Raw genomic sequence first — 16,755 nt, 5'->3', positions numbered from 1 at the left:
GTGAGGGAAGTTTAGAATCGGGCAACGAGGGTGATCTGCGCGATATGGTTGGGTCCGGGCCGGTCGCGCCCGATCAGCGTCTGGTTGAGATAGCCGATCTCGGTCGACAGTCCGGGCTTCAGGGGGATGCCGACACCGGCGAAGGTGCGGACCTGATCAAGCCCGGAGCGGACACCCCAGCGTGTGTCGGCAAGTTCGAAGAAGACCTCGCTCGTCACGATGGCGGACGGCGCGCCCGGCTTGCCCAGCGGCATCACACCGCGCAGCATCTGTCGTGCCCGCCACGACGTTCCGCTCGCATTCTCGCGCCACCGCTGTTCGGTCCGCGTCCGCCCGATGAGCCGCAGCTTAGGGGACGAATGCAGTGTGACGAGAAGCTGCTGCCAGGTGCGATGCTCGGTCGATGACGCACGATCGTCGACCGGCGTATTGCGAAAGACCGCATAGCCTCCGTAGATCGAGAGGTCGGGCGATGGCTCCCAGCCAAGCCCGAGTCGCAGGTTGCGTTGACCGAGATGCCCGATGTCGTTGGTGACCCGGATCTGCCCTTCGGCCCACACCCCGAGCTCCCCCCGGACGGTTCCGCTTGCGAGGAAGCCGCCCCATGCCTGGACATCGCTTTGCGCCAGTGCGGGGGTCGCACCCAGGACGATGACGCACGTCGCGGCAAACCCGATCGGTATCAGATTCCAAAGAGGCGGCCCTCGCTGATCGTTCGACCGCTCATGTACTTTACTCATCGCTTTTCTCCTTCCGACTACAGAGCTTGTCGCGTGATCGGCGTTGCTCTTGAGAATGAATGAAGGGTTCAGCGCGAGAGTACCAATCGATAGTTAAGTGGCTTTCTGATAGTCTCAGGCTATCGAGGTTCACTCATTATTCTCGCGGCGCTCTCGGACACGCGGCGCGCGATCATCGCGTAAAGATTGCCGTTCGGAGCGTTTTCGCGCCAGCATGCCGCGATCGTCCGGTGACCGTTCCAGCCATCTGGCCGCAGGATTCTGACCCCGGCGTCGCCACCGACTTCCGAGCACAGGTAAAGGCGCGGCAGGATCGCCAACCCAAGTCCAGTGGCCGCCATTTGCCGCAAGCTGTCGAGACTGGTTCCCTCATAGTCGCGCAACAGGACCATGCCATAACGCTCGCACAGGATAACCCCTTGCCGGTGGAGGTGATGCCGTGGATCTAGGCTTAGCACCTCGGCGCCACGCAAGTCGTCTGCGCTTACGAATGCGCGATTTGCCAGCGGATGAAGCGGCGACGAGACGAGCACCAGATCTTCGCGGAAAAGTGGTTCGATCGAAAGCGCATCACCGTGTATCGGCAGGGGCCCCACGATCATGTCGAGCTTGCCGCGTGCAAGTTCGAGTGCCTGCTCGTCGGGAATACCTTCGCGAATGTAGAGCCGAAGACCGGCATGATCGCGGGCAAGCTCGGAGATGACCCCTGGTAGAAGATAAGGTCCAAGCGTTGGCGTAACCCCGAACCTTATTGTTCCTATGGCGCGGTCGCGGGCAGTGGAGGCGAGATCGCAGATATCCTGCCTTTCTACCAACAGCTTGCGAGCACGATCTGCGATATCCCTGCCGATCGGAGTCAAGTGCGCCCCCGCCAGTTGACGCTCGACTAACACGATGCCGAGTTCCGCCTCGAGCACGCGAAGCTGCTGGCTTAGCGTCGGCTGAGAAACATGCACGGCTGCTGCTGCGCGACGAAAGTTTTGGGCGTCGGCGATCGCCACGAGATATTCAAGCTGACGAAAAGTGGGCATTCTCCTTATCTAGGCGCCTAGGTTATTTTTTGACATGGCCAGCCTTACCTGACGACTTACGAGACCTCCGTTTCCCTTCAGGTTGCAGCTGGAGTCTGGCCCCGGATGGACAGTCAGCGGAAGCAGCTTGCGGGAAGCGCATCATCGGCATCCTGAAAGAGGCCGATACGTGCGCGGTAGTGACGGATCTATGAGGACGGCACGGCAGATTGGGCGCGACCTATTAGGTCTGAAAGGCCAAATTTTGGTAGGCCTGAAGTCTCCGATGTGAATAGGCTGCAAGCGCTCGAGGAAGTGAGCACGCGGTTTAACGGATGTCGGCGGACACGACGTCCGACAACACGTTTATTAAGATCTGCCGTTGAACCAAATGGTGACGCCCGACGCGAAGCGGGAAGCGTTCGCGCACCTTCGAACGGCACTGGGAGTGATCGAACGGCGGGCACGTGTGGTTGTCGGGGCGGATAGCAAGAGCACATGGTACCGTCCGCGCCAGTGAGGTGATGGGAGCTTGTCGCGTCTGCGCGAACTGGCGCTGCGGCGCCGGCGGTTCGGCTATCAAGGCCTGCACATCCCACGTACTCAGCGGCTTTGTCGTGAGGAAGGCTTGACGGTGAACGGCCGGCAACGCCCATGCAATGCGGGTAAGAGTGACGTACGCGACGTCGCCCTTACCCAATCTAAGCGTCGCACCAGGTTCGCAATTAGGGTTTGCGCACGTTTGCCGTGGCATCCGGAAAGTGGCGACGAACATGGCCGCCATAAGTCGCCAGGCTCCGCTTGGCGCCGCGCCGCTGGGTGGCCGGGTCAACCGCAATCAGACCAAAGTGCTTCTTGAAGCCGTCGGCCCATTCCCAATTGTCCGTCGCTGACCAGTAGAACAGACCGCGCAAATCAACTCCCTTCGCCTTCGCCGCCGCAGCAGCCGCGAGATACTGATCGAGGTACTCTTGCCGCCGGGCGTCATTGATCCTCCCAGCCCATTTCGGGCCGTCGTCCAGCGCGAAGCCCGTCTCGGTGATATATAGAGGAGTATCACCATAGCGGTCTCGTGTGGCAACCAGGACCTCGGTCAACCCATCGGGTTCGACCGCGAACGAAGCCGTCTTCTCGAGGTTGGCGGGCGAATCTGCCAGCGCGAGACCGGCCGGACCCGCATCGGCCTTGATGTAGATGCGCTGATAATAATTGACGCCGAGGAAATCCGGCTTGACCGCGATGGTCGTGAGGTCGCCCGGCTTTACTAGCGGATTCATGAGCGGCGCCAGCAGGGCCGGATAGCCACGCGCGAATAAAGGATCGAGGAACGCGCCATTCCACAAAGCGTCAAACATCGACGCCGCCTTTTTGTCGGCATCGCTTTGAGTATGTGGACGTACCGGCGCGATATTGTGTGTCGTGCCGACCAGTGATCCCGCCGATGCGCGCGCGCGTATCGCCTGCGTTACAAGGCCGATCGAAAGGTTCTGATGGTGGATCGCGGCAAGCCCGGCTGGCAACTCCGCAATGCCTGGGGCATGAAGACCGACGATGTATCCGGCTAGGGCGACGGAATTCGGCTCGTTGAGAGCGATCCAATGCTTAACTCGATCGCCCAGCTTCGCGACGACATGGCCGGCGTAGTCAGCCATCCTCGCTGCGATGTCGCGATCGCGGAAATCGCCCGCCCACACCGGAACATCCCAATGAAACAGCGTCACCCAAGGATCGATCCCGCGAGCCAGCATCGCATCCACCATCTTCGAATACAGATCGAGACCCGCCGCAGAGGGTTTGCCAGGGCCGTCGGGCTGAATGCGTGGCCAAGCAGTAGAGATTCGGAAGGCCTTGACGCCAGCCGCTTTGAGGAGGTCCAGATCCTGTTCGTAGCGAAGATCGAATTCCGTGCAGCGGGCGTTGGTGGAACCGTCGCTGATCTTGCCGGGCGTATCGGCGAACACGTCCCAATTGCTTCGTCCGCGCCCTTGGCGGCTTTCAGTCTGCGCCGCCGACGCCGCGACGCCCCAGACGAATGGAGGTCTCGCGGCGGGCTGCGCCAGCGTTCCCGACGCGGTCGCGATCATGGCGGTTGCCGCACCGCCGGCTAAGATCGTCCGGCGGCTCAATTCATTGTGCTGGTCGTCCATCATTCTCTCCTTGGGGAATCTGTAGGCTGAGGCTTGCTGGGTTGCCGAGATGTCAGTTGGCGAATGCGTTCCGCAGCGCGGTGATCTTGGCGTCGTTGAACTGCTTCACGACGGGGATAGACAGGCCGAGTATCTCGGGAAGCGAGTCGAAACCGTGGAAGGCCCCCGGCACCACGACGAGCTCCGTGGGAATGTTCGCGTCGATCAGGCGCCCGGCATATTCGATGTCCTCGTGCACGAAGAGGTCGATCGATCCGACGCCGATCCAAGCGGGCGGCAGCCCAACCACGCTTTTGATACGGGCTGGAACCGCAGGCGGCGCGCGCGTTTCGCCGGGAGCCTGACCGAGGAACGACTGCCAACCATACCGGTTCGCTGCCGGCCCCCAAACCAATGAGCCGATCGGCGGATCGATGCGTCGCGTGATGCCGGTGCGATCGTCCAGCATCGGATAGACGAGGCATTGAAAGGCGATGGGTACCTCGCCGCGATCACGCGCGACGATCGCCAGCAGTGCGGCATGGCCGCCCCCCGCGCTCTCGCCCATCACTGCGATCCTGCGAACGTCGACCCCGAGCTGACCGGAGTTGGCGTGAAGCCATTTCAGTCCTGCATAATTGTCCTCGACCGACCCCGACCAGCGCGTCTCTGGCGCCAGGCGATATTCAACTGCCACGATTGCGCAATCGAGCGTCTTGGCCATGCCCTGAAGGCTGAAGAGGTAGTCCTTGGTGCGTCCGGAGACGAAGCCCCCGCCGTGTGTATACAGGATTGCAGGCCGCGACTGACCTGGCTTGGCGTTTATGACGAAGACGGTGACTGCGGGTTGGCCAGTGGAACCAGGTATGCGCGTTTCAGACCAGGGAACATCGGCTAGAGGCGGCTTGACGAGTGCAGGAAAGCCCGCACGGGTCTGTGCGAGGGTGACGTCCGATAGGGGCGGGGCCTTGCCCAGAACCGCCTGCACTTGCGCTGCGAGCGCCCGGAGCTGTGGATGAACGTGGCCAAGAACCTCCGCATCGCTGAGACCGGCCGGTGCGCTGGCGGATGCGGCGGATTGTGCCGTAATCGGAGCGGCAAAAGCCGCCGCGATTCCCGCCTGAACGACGGTGCGGCGATTGAGCTCAGCCATGTTGTTTCTCCTTGTTTATGAGGTGACGGTCTAATTCGTGCCAACGAAAACGATTGTCCAAACCGGCAGTACGGAGGTGCGAGTGGCAATTTCGGCATGCACCGGAAGCGGAATCACAGCAGCTTGTAGGGGAACGTGAACGGTGCAAGGGCCGTCCGGATGCCAGCTGCCAAGCTCGGAGCCGCCCATATTTGAACGCATGCTCCGGTGCGATCGTCGGCAACCGCCTCGATCGCCGAATAGCGGATCTGGGCGTCGTCGAGCGCGCTTCGGGTGACGGCGGCAAGCTCAAGCAGACGAAGGCTCGGCTTGTGAATCTTGCCGACAGCCGTCACCGGCATTGCTGCAAGAATCACAATCGCTTTCGGGATGGCAGCCCGTTCGCCGATGCGATCGGCGATGTGATCTGCCAACGATGCCTCGTCGGCCGTGGCTCCCGGACGTAGCTGGACATAGGCTACGGGAATTTCACCGGCGTAGGCGTCGGGACGTCCGATCGCGGAAGCAAGCGCGACGTCCGGATGGCTATAGAGGGCTTCTTCGATCGCCGACGGATCGATATTGTGCCCGCCGCGGATGATGAGGTCCTTTGTTCGACCAGTGAGCCATAGATATCCGTCGACGTCGATCCGTCCAAGATCTCCGGTGTTAAGCCAACGTTGACCGGATAGATCATCTATCCACACACCGCGGTTATGATGGGCATCGAGATAGCCGGAGAACACGTGCGGTCCCGCGATCGCAATAATGCCCACTTCGTCTACATCTGCGAAACGCAAAAAGGTCCCGTCATTGTCTATCATAACCGCGCAGAGGTTTTCGAGTGGAAGCGGCAGGCCAACCGACCCGGCTTTGTGAACGCCGTCGATCGGAGTGACGGAAGCGACGCAGGCCACCTCCGTGAGTCCATACCCTTCCGAAATGGCGACTTTGCAGGACCGCTCGAATCGGTGGAGCAGTTCGGCAGATAGAGGGGCCGCTCCACAAATCGCAAACCTTAGCGACGATATATCATGCTCATCACTGGAGTGCTCGAGTAGCGCAGCGAGAAGAGTTGGTACCGCGCTGAAACACGTGATCCGGTGATATGCGACGATCTCCCAGAAGTTCGAGACCAGCCCCGGTGCGCGAAAGCCCAGCGGAGTGGCGATCAGGACCGACGCGCCGATTAGGAAGGGAACGAGCCCGGTCACCATGACTGCGTTAACGTGGAACAGTGGCAAGCCGCCCAGAATCACCGAATGCGCATCGAAGGCGGGGGTGAGCATCCGCGCCGACATCCAGGCATTCGCTATCACCTGGCCGTGGGTCCGGACCGCGATCTTTGGGACACCGGTCGTCCCACCGGTGCAAAACAGCGAGGCGACATCGTCGCAATCGAACACTCGTCCGCTGTCGAGCGCCTCGCTTAACATCGCTCCGCGCGCCTCGACGAAGTCGTGCACTTCGACATCGGAACGCCAAGGTGGCGTCGTTCCGTCCGGTGCCACGAGCGCGACGTGAGCGATGGACGCTGCCCCGGCAACGACAGTCTGAGCCTTCGCGATCAACTCTCGGTCGCCGCCGAAGGTCACGAGTACCGTCGCGCCACATGCGTCAAGCAGGCCAATGAGAGTACGTACTTCCAATAAGGGATTAAGCGGGAGTACGATACCTGCTGCTTCCGCACCCCATATCGCCACATGAGTTTCGAGCAGATTGGGCAGGAGAACGGCAACGACGGATTTGGTACTCACGTTTAGGCGATGGAACAGATTGGCCGCTTTCGTCACTTCCGCGAACAGGCCGCGATATGATAAGTCGACGGTTTGCTTATGGAATTCGACTGTCGCAAACGACCCGATGGCGCGGCGGTCTTCGAACGTCTCCGCCGAGCGTCTCAGCAGCTCGTAACTACTGTTCGGTAAGTCTTGGGGAAGTCCTGCGAACGCTGCTGCCGTGACGTCTGCTAAATTTGAAACGTTACATCCGCGTGATTTGCAATCGATCACCGACGATGCCTCGACAGTCACTTCATTACTCGTTGCATAACAGACCAGTAAGACACGGGCATGATTCGCTCGACGATCGAGATCAGTTTGGCATCCGTACCGACCAGTATTCGGGATCGTCGCTTTTCGATTCCCTCAACGATGATTTCTCCGGCGCGTTGAGGCGTCATTCGCAAGAGGTTCGATTGACGCTGGCGCTCGTCATTTACGTCTTCAATAGACACGCTGGCGCTGGAACGTGCGTTGTCAACGATCGCGGTTCGCACGCCTCCGGGGTGGACCACGGAAACGCCTACACTCGATCCTTCCGCTGCGAGCTCGTGGCGCAGAACTTCCGAAAAACCGCGAACACCGAATTTCGATGTGCAATAGGCTGCAGACTTTGGCGTCGCGACAATCCCGAGAATGCTCGAGACGTTGATCAACCGTGCCTCTGGACGCTTCCTTAGTTCAGGAAGGAAGGCGCGGGTCATCCGGATGACGCCGAACAGATTAATGCTCAACAGCCATTCGAAGTCTTCTTCCGGCACCTGCTCGAATGTGCCACCCACCGCGACACCGGCATTGTTGACTAGAATGTCGACGCTGCCTTGTGCCGATACGACTTCGACAGGGAGTGCGGCTATCGCTTCAGCGTTGGATACATCGAGATTATGCATTGTGACCCGGCTTAGACTGCCGATCATCCTGCTTGTCTCCGCCATCCCCGCGGCATCGATGTCGGCAAGCGCCACGTTGCAGCCGCGCGCAGCCAGAGACTGAGCAACCGCGCGGCCGATGCCGCTTCCTGCGCCGGTTATAAGCGCGACTCTGCCAGACACGTCAAAAGGTTTCTTCATGCTACCTCTCGCCCCGACTTCGAGGAGCCGATCTGACATGACTGTGAGCTTTTCATGAACTCCAGGGTTCCGTCATCCAGTTTTCCGAAGCGAAAATTGATGAAATCCAGCATGTAGTTCTGGTACAATTTCCATGGATGCTTCGAGCCCTGCTTAGGCATCGCATCCTTAGCGCGAAGGAAGAAACCGGATTGCAGGTCAATGAATGGTTCCTCGCTCAGTGTAGGATCTCGACGGGGAACCACGATCGGTGTCTGTTCATCCTCCATTTTCTTCAGAATTCGACAGATGTAGGCGCTCGCGAGGTCGGATTTGAGCGTCCAAGAAGCGTTCGTGTACCCAAACATCGATGCGAGATTGGGTGTGTCCGAGAACATCGAGCCACGATAGTTCATCGTTTCGGACATATCCTTTGGTGTGCCGTCGATGACGAACTTCACCTCTCCAAGCAGATTGAGCTTGAGACCCGTGGCCGTGATGATGATGTCGGCGGGCAGGGTCTTGCCCGTCGTCAAGCTGATGCCAGTCGAAGTGAAACGGCTGATGGTTTCGGTGACGACCGATGCCCGCCCGCGGCGGATCGTAGCGAACAGGTCGCCATCCGGGACGGCACATAGACGTTGGTCCCATGGATTGTACGGCGGCGTAAAATGCTTGCCGACGTCGTAAGTTGGACCGAGATTGCTTTGAGCCTGCTTGAGCAAAAGTTTCTTTACGAACGTCGGATGCTTGCGTGACAGCGAGTACACGAACTGGTTTACCAGCACGCTCTTTACCCTGGTAAGGCGATAAGCGAGCTTTGGTGAAAGTATCCGACGCAGGCGATGCGCGAACCTGTCCACGGCCGGACGTGACGCCACGTATGTCGGCGTCCGCTGTAGCATCGTAACATGGGCGGCCGTCTCGGCCATGCTCGGTATCAACGTGACGGCCGTCGCGCCGCTACCGATCACTACTACCCGTTTACCGCGCCAATCGAGATCGCCCGGCCAGAATTGAGGATGCACTATGCGTCCGGCGAAATCCTCCTCCCCCTCGAAATGCGGTCGATGGGGATCGGTGTAGGAATAGTAACCGCTACACATCAGGAGAAAATTGCATTCGATCTGTGACGTCGAGCCGTCGCGGTGTGACGATGTGACTGTCCACGTCGCATTTCCGGAACGCCACTCCGCCATCGTGACCCGGTTATCGTACCGGATATGGCGGTCCACCCCGTTCTCGACGGCTGCTTCCGTGATGTAGTCCCTTATCGACGAGCCATCGACGATCGACTTCTCGCCGGTCCACGGCTTGAAGGCGTATCCCAAGGTGTACATGTCACTGTCCGAGCGGATGCCTGGATATCGGAACAAGTCCCACGTTCCGCCCAACGCATCCCGCGCTTCGACGATGGCGTACGATTTGGTCGGCATGTTCCGTTGCAGATGGACGGCGGCCCCTACGCCGGAAAGTCCAGCGCCGACGATCAGAACATCGACTCGCTGAATCTGTGGGTGCTGAGCCTCTACCAGCTGCGAGGTCCGATCGGGTCCGTTCGTCACGCCGCTGCCTCCGGAACTGGATCCACGAGAGGCGGCATTGAGCGGAAGGTGGGCGTTATAGACATTGACGCGACCATGATCTCTCCTGACCGGATGAAAGCATCTTTTGAATCCAAGATGCAATATACAAACCGGCTTGACGGTCCGTAACCGAAAACGCAGAGCGGTGGAAGGGCGAACATGACCGAATGGAGATTCCGTCAGTTCGGCCCCGACGTTCCATCGGGAAAGGATTGAAGATGATGAGATTTTTGGGGGTAGGGTCCGCAGCAGTGCTATTCACCGCACTGGCGCCTGCGCAGGCGCAGACCACACAAACTGTGTCGGCATCGCCGGTGTCCACCGGCTGGAGCGCAGACACGCCCGTCGAAACGCTTGCAGCCGATCCTGCAGCGAGGGCCGTCCTGGAGAAGGATGTGCCGATGCTGCTGAAGCATCCTAGCTACCAAACGATCAAGTCGCTCAGTCTGCGGCAGATCCAACCCTATTCCGCTGGCGCTTTGACCGACGCCATGATCGCTGCGGCTGACAGGGACCTGAAGGCGCTCAAGGTTCGGTAGGCGACAAGGTGGCTCGCCGTAATTCGCGCGGGCCACCATCGCAGACCGATGAACGTTTTAACGTCGTGCCCGGCCTGACTTCGAGACCTGCGATGAACGTCCTTCGTATGTTGAAGCGAATGAGAACCATCCGTCTCCGAAGCCGCGACGCTACCAATTATTACGTTCCAACATCTTCGCCCGACAACGCAATAAGTTGGCAAGATGCTCTCCGTAAGAAACTCAAGTTTCCCCTGGCACGTCCAAAATGGCCTGCGTCCGACGGCAGTAGATTGCGAAAGTCAGTACGTATGCATAACAGGCTAGTGGCAGGCAAAATGCGAGGCGCAAGCCATACGCGTCCGCTGCCAAGCCTTGGAGAACCGGAACGAGCGCCCCGCCGACGATCGCCATTATCAGCAGCGCCGATCCTTGAGCCGTGAGCTTTTCCAGTCCTTGGATTGCCAACGTGAAGATCGTCGGAAACATGATTGCATTCATCAGCCCCACGGAAACGATGGCCCAAAGGGCGATCTCACCGGTCGTGCTCATTGTTAGAGCTAACAACGCAATTGCACCAACCGATACGGCCGCGAGTACGGACGCCGCCGGAACGCGACGCATGACCGCCGCGCCGGCAAAGCGGCCCAACATGGCCCCGCCCCAGAATAACGTGACGTAGAAGGATGCCGCCGCGTGGCTCATCGCGCCGACGGACGGCGACGATATGTAATTGATAAGAAAACTACCGACAGCGATCTCAGCGCCCACGTAGAAGAAGATTGCGCCTAGCCCGTATACTAACCGTGAATGTGTCCAGATACTGGGATGTCCGGTTTCGCGTGGCTCTGGGCGGGTCTTCAGCTTGGGTAGGTGCCAGGTCAAGATCACCCCCGCAAGAACGAACAGCGTGACGGCGATGCCGACATATGGTGTTCGTACCGCAAGCGCGTCCGCCAGGCGCTGCCCCGCAGTGAGCCTGCCCAAACCGTCTGCGGTCATGCCGGAGGTGCTGTTCGCCAGGATAAGCATCCCGCCGAATGCCGGCGCCATGGTGGTGCCAAGCGAGTTGAACGCTTGAACAAGGTTCAGTCGCGAGGATGCCGTTGCGGACGGCCCAAGCAGAGCGACGTAGGGATTGGCGGCCACCTGAAGCGTCGTGATGCCGGCAGCGAGCACGAAGAGCCCGATCAGGAAGAGCCGGTAGGACGCGGTCGTTGCCGCCGGAACGAAGATCAGCGCGCCGACGCCGGATGTCAGTAGGCCGATCGCGATCGCGTGTTTGTAGCCGGTACGTTCGAGCATTTTTGCGGCGGGAAGGGCCATTAGGAAGTAGGTACCGAAGAAGACGAACTGGATCATCATCGACTGCGTGAAGCTGAGTTCGAAGACCGCTTTGAGATGTGGCACCAGAATGTCGTTCAGGACGGTGATGAACCCCCACATGAAGAACACCGACGCGAGTATTGCCAGCGCTCCGCCGTGTTCTCCGACCGACGCCCCGGATGGATCGGACGGTCTATTCGACACGCTGAATTGCACCATTTCGATCTTCTCCTTCGCAGCGGAATTTACCGATTGGCTCCGGCGTTACGACGCGGCTGCCCGCAACGAAGTCACGTCGCGACGCTCAGGAACTGAACCGCATTTCGAACGGTCGAACGTCGGAGGGGCAGGGCGTCTCGACACTATTTCTCAGGAAAAACGTCGGTTGATCCCGGCTCTCTCCAGTGTTTTGCCCTACTGGTTTGGCCTATCCCCGGGTTCATGCGGTTCCGCGGATCGAGATGCCGGTAGTGCTCGGCGAGCGCTTTTTTCGCCGTGTAGAGATGACCGACATTGTGCTCGGCGGGATACTCAGCGCCCCGTGCGTCGAGCAGTTCGAGCAACCGGTGCTCGAAAGCAACGGGATCAACCCCTTTTCGAATGAGGTAGTCCTGATGGAAGACGTGGCAGAAGAAGTGCCCGTAGTAGAGCTTGCTCACGATCTGAGCCTCTATCGCCGCAGGTAGGCGTTCAAACCACATGTCGTCGTTTCGACGAAGTGCGACGTCGATCGCAACTACGTCCTCGACCTCGGCCTCGTGAACCGCGCGATAGCGTACGGCGGCGCCGGCGACGGCGAACCGATGAAGCATGGCGCATTCTGCTTCCTCGCCGGTGCATTCGAATGTGTCCCCGCCGTCGCTGGGGAACATGCCGGCCAGAACCGATCGGGTGGGCTCGATGGCCTCGTCTGCAACTTTCACGATCAGATGGTGCTCATAGCGATCGCGGTAGTCCCGCATCCGCTGAGGGAGGTGTTCCGGTAGAGTTCCCGACACGTATTGGAGCAGTTGGTCCGACAGGTTTCTTCCTAAGAAGGGAAGTTTCCGACCTAACCTGTCCACCCAGTCCTTGCATCGGAACAGCATTGGAAGCCGTTCCGTTCCAAGCTTCCGAATCGCAAGAACGGTGTCCTTTCCGTAGCGCGCCGCTATGTCGAACGCCTCGCGGTGGATGTACTCACCCGACACCGGAAGAGCTCGGCCTTTCGCCAGCAGCCGTCGACGGATCTGGGTCAATTCGCGGGTGTCATTCGTGCCAACGTAGAACACGACGCTGCGTGTTGCCCTTGGGAAGGTATCCAGTCGGACGGCGAGCACCATCACCTTTCCCGCGCTGCCCGATGCTTCGAACAAACGGTTTGGATCGGCGTTGAACCGCGCGGGACTGGCTTCGTCTAGCGACCGAACTACATCGCCGTAATGTGCAGCCGAAGACGCGGCGCGATCGTCCTGCTCTATGTCGGATGGCCCGAAACGGTTTCGTTCCAGATCGGGTAGCCCCTTTTCGGGATCGTCTTCCAGCCGTATTCCGAGGTGGTTGCAGAGGCGGGCAACTCCGTTCCGGTCCACGTGGGCGTAGAGCGCGTACTCGGTATAGGCCGGGCCTCGCTGGACCAGAGCCCCACCGGAATTGTTGCACACGCCCCCGACGACCGAGGCGCCAATGCACGAAGACCCGATCACGGAATGCGGCTCGCGGCCCTCAGGTGCAAGCACTCGTTCCAGTTCGTGCAGCGTTGAGCCCGACAGGCAGACGACCTGACGTCCGTCCAGGATCGGGATCACGCCGCGGATCCGGAGAGTGCTTATGATGACGACCGGCCTGTCGTAAGTGCCCGCGGGCGTGGAGCCACCCGTCAGTCCGGTGTTTGCCGCTTGGACGATTACGATATGGTCAGCGGCAACGCAGGCCTTGAAGACCTTCCATTGCTCCAACAGCGTACCCGGGCGAACGACTGCGGCAACCTCGCCCGCGCCCGTACGATAGCCCGTCGAGAACCTGGCCGTACGTGCGCGACCGGTCAGAACGTGTCGATTGCCCACGATCGTGCGTAGGCTGTCGACCAGATCGACGGATGGGGACGAGGACCGCACGGTGCCGTCAGCTGTTCCAGGCCAGCACACGGTGCCGCTGGCGTCCTAGTTTCTCGATTCCCAGTTCGATCACGTCGCCCGTATCCAGAAACTTAGGTGGTTTCATGCCCATGCCTACACCGGGCGGCGTGCCGGTCGTAATTATGTCACCGGGCAGGAGGACCATGAACTGGCTGACGTAGCTGACCAGAGTTGCACAGTCGAAGATCATCGTGGCGGTCGACCCGGTCTGCATGCGCTCGCCGTTCACGTCCAGCCACATGGCCAGGTTCTGGACATCGCCGACCTCGTCCTTGGTGACCAGCCAAGGGCCTACCGGACCGAATGTGTCGCACCCCTTGCCCTTGTCCCAGGAGCCCCCGCGGTCGAGTTGGAAGGCGCGTTCGGAAAGATCGTCACAGACGACGAACCCCGCTACGTGGTCAAGCGCCTGTTCCTTCGTCGCGTAGCTCGTGCGTTGCCCGATCACGATGCCGAGTTCGACCTCCCAATCCATCTTGGTCGCGTCTTTGGGTTTGCGGACGTCGTCGTCGGGACCTTGGATGCATGAGGCCGCCTTGGTGAAGAGGATCGGTTCCGATGGGACGGGCATGCTCGATTCGGCGGCATGATCCGAATAGTTCAACCCGACCGCAACGAATTGCCGCGTGCCGCCGACGGGAGTGCCGTAGCGATCGACCTCTGCCACACGCGGTAGCGTCGTGACATCGAGCGCAGCCAGCTGGGCCAGTCCATCGGGAGACAGGGTGCTTCCGGATATGTCGGTCACCACGCCGCTGAGATCCCGGACGACACCGTCGGAGTCCACCAGCCCGGGCTTTTCCTCACCGAGAGGGCCAAAACGTACAAGCTTCATGTCGTTCTCCGTTTAGTAAGTGGATCGTCCGCCGGACAGATCGAAGGTCGCCGCCGTCGAAAAGCTGCATTCGTCACTGAGCAGCCAGCACACGAGCGCGGCAACCTCATCGACTTCGCCGACCCGCCCCATCGGGATCTTGGCGACCATATAGTCGACTTGGCTCTGCGGCATCTGTTCGAGTAGCGCCGTGCGAAAGACGGCGGGCGTGACGGCGTTCACGAGCACGCCGCTGGTCGCCAATTCCTTGCCGAGCGCCTTGGTGAAGCCCAGCACGCCGGCCTTCGAAGCAGCGTAGGCGGCGGCGTTCGGATTGCCCTCCTTGCCGCCTACCGAGGACATGTTGACGATCCGGCCATAGCCCTTCTCTACCATGTACGGAACCACGGCTCTGCAGCTGTGGAACACGCCGTCGAGGTTGATCGCCAATACCCGCCGCCAGCTGTCGACGGGGTACTCGGCGACCGGCATCGTCGGCCCGGTGATGCCCGCCGAACACATAAGAAGATCGATACGACCAAATACATCGTAGGTTTTAGCCGCCGCTTCAGCGACTGCGCTGGCATCGGTTACGTCGACCCTGAGTGGTAAAGCGCCGGGCATGTCCTCGCCTGCGGCGGCAAGAGCCTCGTCGTTCATGTCCCATACGGCGACCCTACCGCCTTCGGCGGCAATGCGGGAAGCGACCGCTTTGCCGCTGCCTGCCGCGCCGCCGGTCACGACCGCCACTTTTCCAGCAAATCTTCCTGGGATCACCGTTCGTCTCCAATTCTATCGGTTATGAGGGTCACCCGCCGATGATGAGCGCGGCCCCGTCACAGCTTCAAACCGTGCGGATTTCGTCAAACTACTGCGAAGCATGTGGTCCACGTTGAAAGGCGTTGATCCACACCGTGCACTGCGCCCATGTTCACCGGTTGGTGTCCCGCAGGACGAGGTCGGCCGCTCGTTCCCCGATCATCGCGGTCGGTGCCTGAGTGTTGCCGCTTATGAGAGTCGGCATGATCGAGGCGTCGGCGACGCGCAGGTTGGAGACGCCGCGGACGCGCAACTCCGGATCCACGACCGCTTCCTCGTCGCTGCCCATGCGGCATGTGCCGACCGGGTGGTAGATCGTGTCCGCCTTTGCACGAATGTTCGCGGCTATCGCCACGTCGTCGTCAGCGAGGGGTGTTCGGAGTTTTGCCCCCAAACGAGAGAAGGCGGGCTGCGATAGGATGTGTTCGGCGATCCGCACCCCTCGCACCAACGTCGCTAGGTCGTCCGAGTCCGCAAGGTAGTTTGGATCGATCAGCGGTACGCTTCCAGCATCTCCATCAGCAAGGCGCACCGTGCCACGGCTCCGTGGGCGTAACTGGCAGACGTGCAGCGACACTCCGCTTCTATAGATGTTCTTGCGGGCATGATCCTCCGCGAGCCCAATCGTGAAATGGAGCTGGATGTCAGGGCGATCGACGTCGTTTGACGAACGCAGAAATGCACCACCCTCCGAGAAATTGCTGGACAGCGTACCGCGCTTGCCGCGGAGAAACGGCAGAACTCCCTTTGCTATGTTGAATGCGCCTCCGATGGACATGCCGACTACGCCCGATCCGGACAGCCATCGTGTCGCGACGTAATCGAGATGGTCCTGAAGGTTCTCGCCGACGTTTTTTCGATCGGCCACGACCGGCACGCCGAGGGATAGGAGATGCTCGGCAGGGCCGATGCCGGACAGCATCAGCAGCTGCGGTGTCCCGAATGCCCCGCCCGCCAAGACAACTTCGCTCTCCGCGGTTATGTCGTAATCGCCTGCCGGACCCCGTACCCGAACGCCTCGCACCCTCCGATCAACGAGGTTCAACTTCAGCGCCTGTGTATCGGCCAAAATGGCGAGGTTCGTTCGCTTCCGCCCATGGATATACGCAGTGCCGACATCGTGTCGGCGTCCGTTCTTTTGAAAGACCTGATACCGCCCAACGCCTTCCTGGGTTGATCCGTTGAAGTCGGCGTTGGGCACGTGGCCGGCTTCGAGCGCGGCTTCGATAAACGCCTGTGTCACGGGGGTGTCGCTCCACAAGTCGTCGATGTGCAACGGGCCATCCGCGCCATGAAGCGCGTCCTCCCCTCGTATATTCGCTTCAGATCGGCGGAAGAAAGGGAGCACATCGCTCCACCCCCATCCCCGGCAGCCCCTCGCCGCCCAGCCGTCGTAGTCCTCAGGCTGACCTCGGATGTAGACCATCGCATTGATGAGGCTGCTGCCACCAATGCCGCGGCCACGGGGTTGGTAGGCGCGGCGACCATTCAGGCCGGCCTGAGGTACCGAGTCATATGCGTAGTTATGCGGTCCCGCGCGACCGAGAAGGCCGATGATGCCAGCCGGAATGCCGACCAAAGCGTTCCCCCGGGCCGGACCCGTTTCTACCAACGCGATACGCCAGTCAGGCCGTGCGTCGGCAAGGCGGGACGCGACGGCGCAACCACCGGGACCTGCTCCGACGACCACGACGTCAAAGGTCAGATTATCGGCCATGTCGGCACCTCAGCGAAAGC

13 protein-coding genes and 1 pseudogene are annotated in these 16,755 nt (G+C 60.4%); 2 read left to right on the top strand and 12 right to left on the bottom strand.

Translation table 11 applies throughout. From position 1 onward, the window contains the following. Positions 1-11: 11 nt before the first annotated feature. Together C8J46_RS18375 and C8J46_RS18370 are read right to left on the bottom strand one after the other, a co-directional pair. Positions 12-740 (bottom strand): DUF2490 domain-containing protein, encoded by a 729-nt coding sequence (locus tag C8J46_RS18375; protein ID WP_132742154.1) that lies wholly within the window; start codon positions 738-740, stop codon positions 12-14. Between the two features lie 119 nt (positions 741-859). Beyond that, a complete protein-coding gene (locus C8J46_RS18370) occupies positions 860-1,771 on the bottom strand; it encodes a hydrogen peroxide-inducible genes activator (protein WP_132742153.1) in 912 nt (303 codons plus the stop codon). A 511-nt stretch (positions 1,772-2,282) separates the two neighbouring features. Here C8J46_RS18370 and C8J46_RS21320 point away from each other — a divergent pair. Next, positions 2,283-2,402 (top strand): annotated as a pseudogene (locus C8J46_RS21320) (IS3 family transposase); the annotation flags it as partial. Positions 2,403-2,475: 73 nt separating this feature from the next. Here C8J46_RS21320 and C8J46_RS18365 read toward each other — a convergent pair. From C8J46_RS18365 to C8J46_RS18345, 5 genes are all read right to left on the bottom strand, one after another. After that, entirely contained in the window at positions 2,476-3,897 is a 1,422-nt protein-coding gene (locus tag C8J46_RS18365) for a family 1 glycosylhydrolase (protein WP_207894225.1), read from the bottom strand. A 52-nt stretch (positions 3,898-3,949) separates the two neighbouring features. Beyond that, positions 3,950-5,029 carry an alpha/beta hydrolase gene (locus C8J46_RS18360; protein ID WP_132742151.1) on the bottom strand — a complete coding sequence of 360 codons (1,080 nt, stop codon included), beginning with the start codon at positions 5,027-5,029 and terminating at the stop codon, positions 3,950-3,952. 113 nt (positions 5,030-5,142) lie between these two features. Further along, a complete protein-coding gene (locus C8J46_RS18355) occupies positions 5,143-7,041 on the bottom strand; it encodes an acyl-CoA synthetase (RefSeq protein WP_165886646.1) in 1,899 nt (632 codons plus the stop codon). Beyond that, entirely contained in the window at positions 7,038-7,859 is an 822-nt protein-coding gene (locus C8J46_RS18350) for an SDR family NAD(P)-dependent oxidoreductase (RefSeq protein ID WP_132742149.1), read from the bottom strand. The genes C8J46_RS18355 and C8J46_RS18350 overlap by 4 nt, the downstream gene beginning before the upstream one ends. After that, a complete protein-coding gene (locus C8J46_RS18345; protein WP_279388911.1) occupies positions 7,856-9,403 on the bottom strand; it encodes an NAD(P)/FAD-dependent oxidoreductase in 1,548 nt (515 codons plus the stop codon). The genes C8J46_RS18350 and C8J46_RS18345 overlap by 4 nt, the downstream gene beginning before the upstream one ends. Before the next feature lie 272 nt (positions 9,404-9,675). Here C8J46_RS18345 and C8J46_RS18340 point away from each other — a divergent pair, with 272 nt between their 5' ends. Beyond that, positions 9,676-9,963 (top strand): hypothetical protein, encoded by a 288-nt coding sequence (locus C8J46_RS18340; protein ID WP_132742148.1) that lies wholly within the window; start codon positions 9,676-9,678, stop codon positions 9,961-9,963. A gap of 222 nt (positions 9,964-10,185) precedes the next feature. Here C8J46_RS18340 and C8J46_RS18335 read toward each other — a convergent pair whose 3' ends face one another. The 5 genes from C8J46_RS18335 to C8J46_RS18315 form a co-directional block, all read right to left on the bottom strand. Beyond that, entirely contained in the window at positions 10,186-11,487 is a 1,302-nt protein-coding gene (locus tag C8J46_RS18335) for a sugar MFS transporter (protein WP_132742147.1), read from the bottom strand. 143 nt (positions 11,488-11,630) lie between these two features. Next, on the bottom strand, positions 11,631-13,364 hold the full coding sequence (dld, locus tag C8J46_RS18330; protein ID WP_132742146.1) for a D-lactate dehydrogenase: 1,734 nt from the start codon (positions 13,362-13,364) through the stop codon (positions 11,631-11,633). A 7-nt stretch (positions 13,365-13,371) separates the two neighbouring features. Continuing rightward, positions 13,372-14,220, bottom strand: a complete 849-nt coding sequence (locus C8J46_RS18325) for a fumarylacetoacetate hydrolase family protein (RefSeq protein ID WP_132742145.1) — start codon at positions 14,218-14,220, stop codon at positions 13,372-13,374. A 12-nt stretch (positions 14,221-14,232) separates the two neighbouring features. Continuing rightward, the gene (locus C8J46_RS18320; protein WP_243643500.1) at positions 14,233-14,949 is read right to left on the bottom strand and encodes an SDR family NAD(P)-dependent oxidoreductase; all 717 of its coding nucleotides are present in this window, start codon (positions 14,947-14,949) and stop codon (positions 14,233-14,235) included. A gap of 181 nt (positions 14,950-15,130) precedes the next feature. Continuing rightward, positions 15,131-16,735 carry a GMC family oxidoreductase N-terminal domain-containing protein gene (locus C8J46_RS18315; RefSeq protein WP_132742143.1) on the bottom strand — a complete coding sequence of 535 codons (1,605 nt, stop codon included), beginning with the start codon at positions 16,733-16,735 and terminating at the stop codon, positions 15,131-15,133. Positions 16,736-16,755: the final 20 nt, after the last annotated feature.

The organism is Sphingomonas sp. PP-F2F-A104-K0414, from assembly GCF_004340945.1.
Classification (GTDB): Bacteria; Pseudomonadota; Alphaproteobacteria; order Sphingomonadales; family Sphingomonadaceae; genus Sphingomonas.
Note: the sequence above shows the minus strand (reverse complement) of the source record. Positions and strands in the feature narration are given on the sequence as shown.

What these genes read in the sequence shown, in the direction of transcription:
- C8J46_RS18360 (WP_132742151.1), bottom strand. Translation starts at nt 5,029, where the DNA reads ATGGCTGAGCTCAATCGCCGCACCGTCGTTCAGGCGGGAATCGCGGCG.
- C8J46_RS18350 (WP_132742149.1), bottom strand. Translation starts at nt 7,859, where the DNA reads ATGAAGAAACCTTTTGACGTGTCTGGCAGAGTCGCGCTTATAACCGGC.
- C8J46_RS18315 (WP_132742143.1), bottom strand. Translation starts at nt 16,735, where the DNA reads ATGGCCGATAATCTGACCTTTGACGTCGTGGTCGTCGGAGCAGGTCCC.
- C8J46_RS18335 (WP_132742147.1), bottom strand. Translation starts at nt 11,487, where the DNA reads ATGGTGCAATTCAGCGTGTCGAATAGACCGTCCGATCCATCCGGGGCG.
- C8J46_RS18365 (WP_207894225.1), bottom strand. Translation starts at nt 3,897, where the DNA reads ATGGACGACCAGCACAATGAATTGAGCCGCCGGACGATCTTAGCCGGC.
- C8J46_RS18370 (WP_132742153.1), bottom strand. Translation starts at nt 1,771, where the DNA reads ATGCCCACTTTTCGTCAGCTTGAATATCTCGTGGCGATCGCCGACGCC.
- C8J46_RS18325 (WP_132742145.1), bottom strand. Translation starts at nt 14,220, where the DNA reads ATGAAGCTTGTACGTTTTGGCCCTCTCGGTGAGGAAAAGCCCGGGCTG.
- C8J46_RS18375 (WP_132742154.1), bottom strand. Translation starts at nt 740, where the DNA reads ATGAGTAAAGTACATGAGCGGTCGAACGATCAGCGAGGGCCGCCTCTT.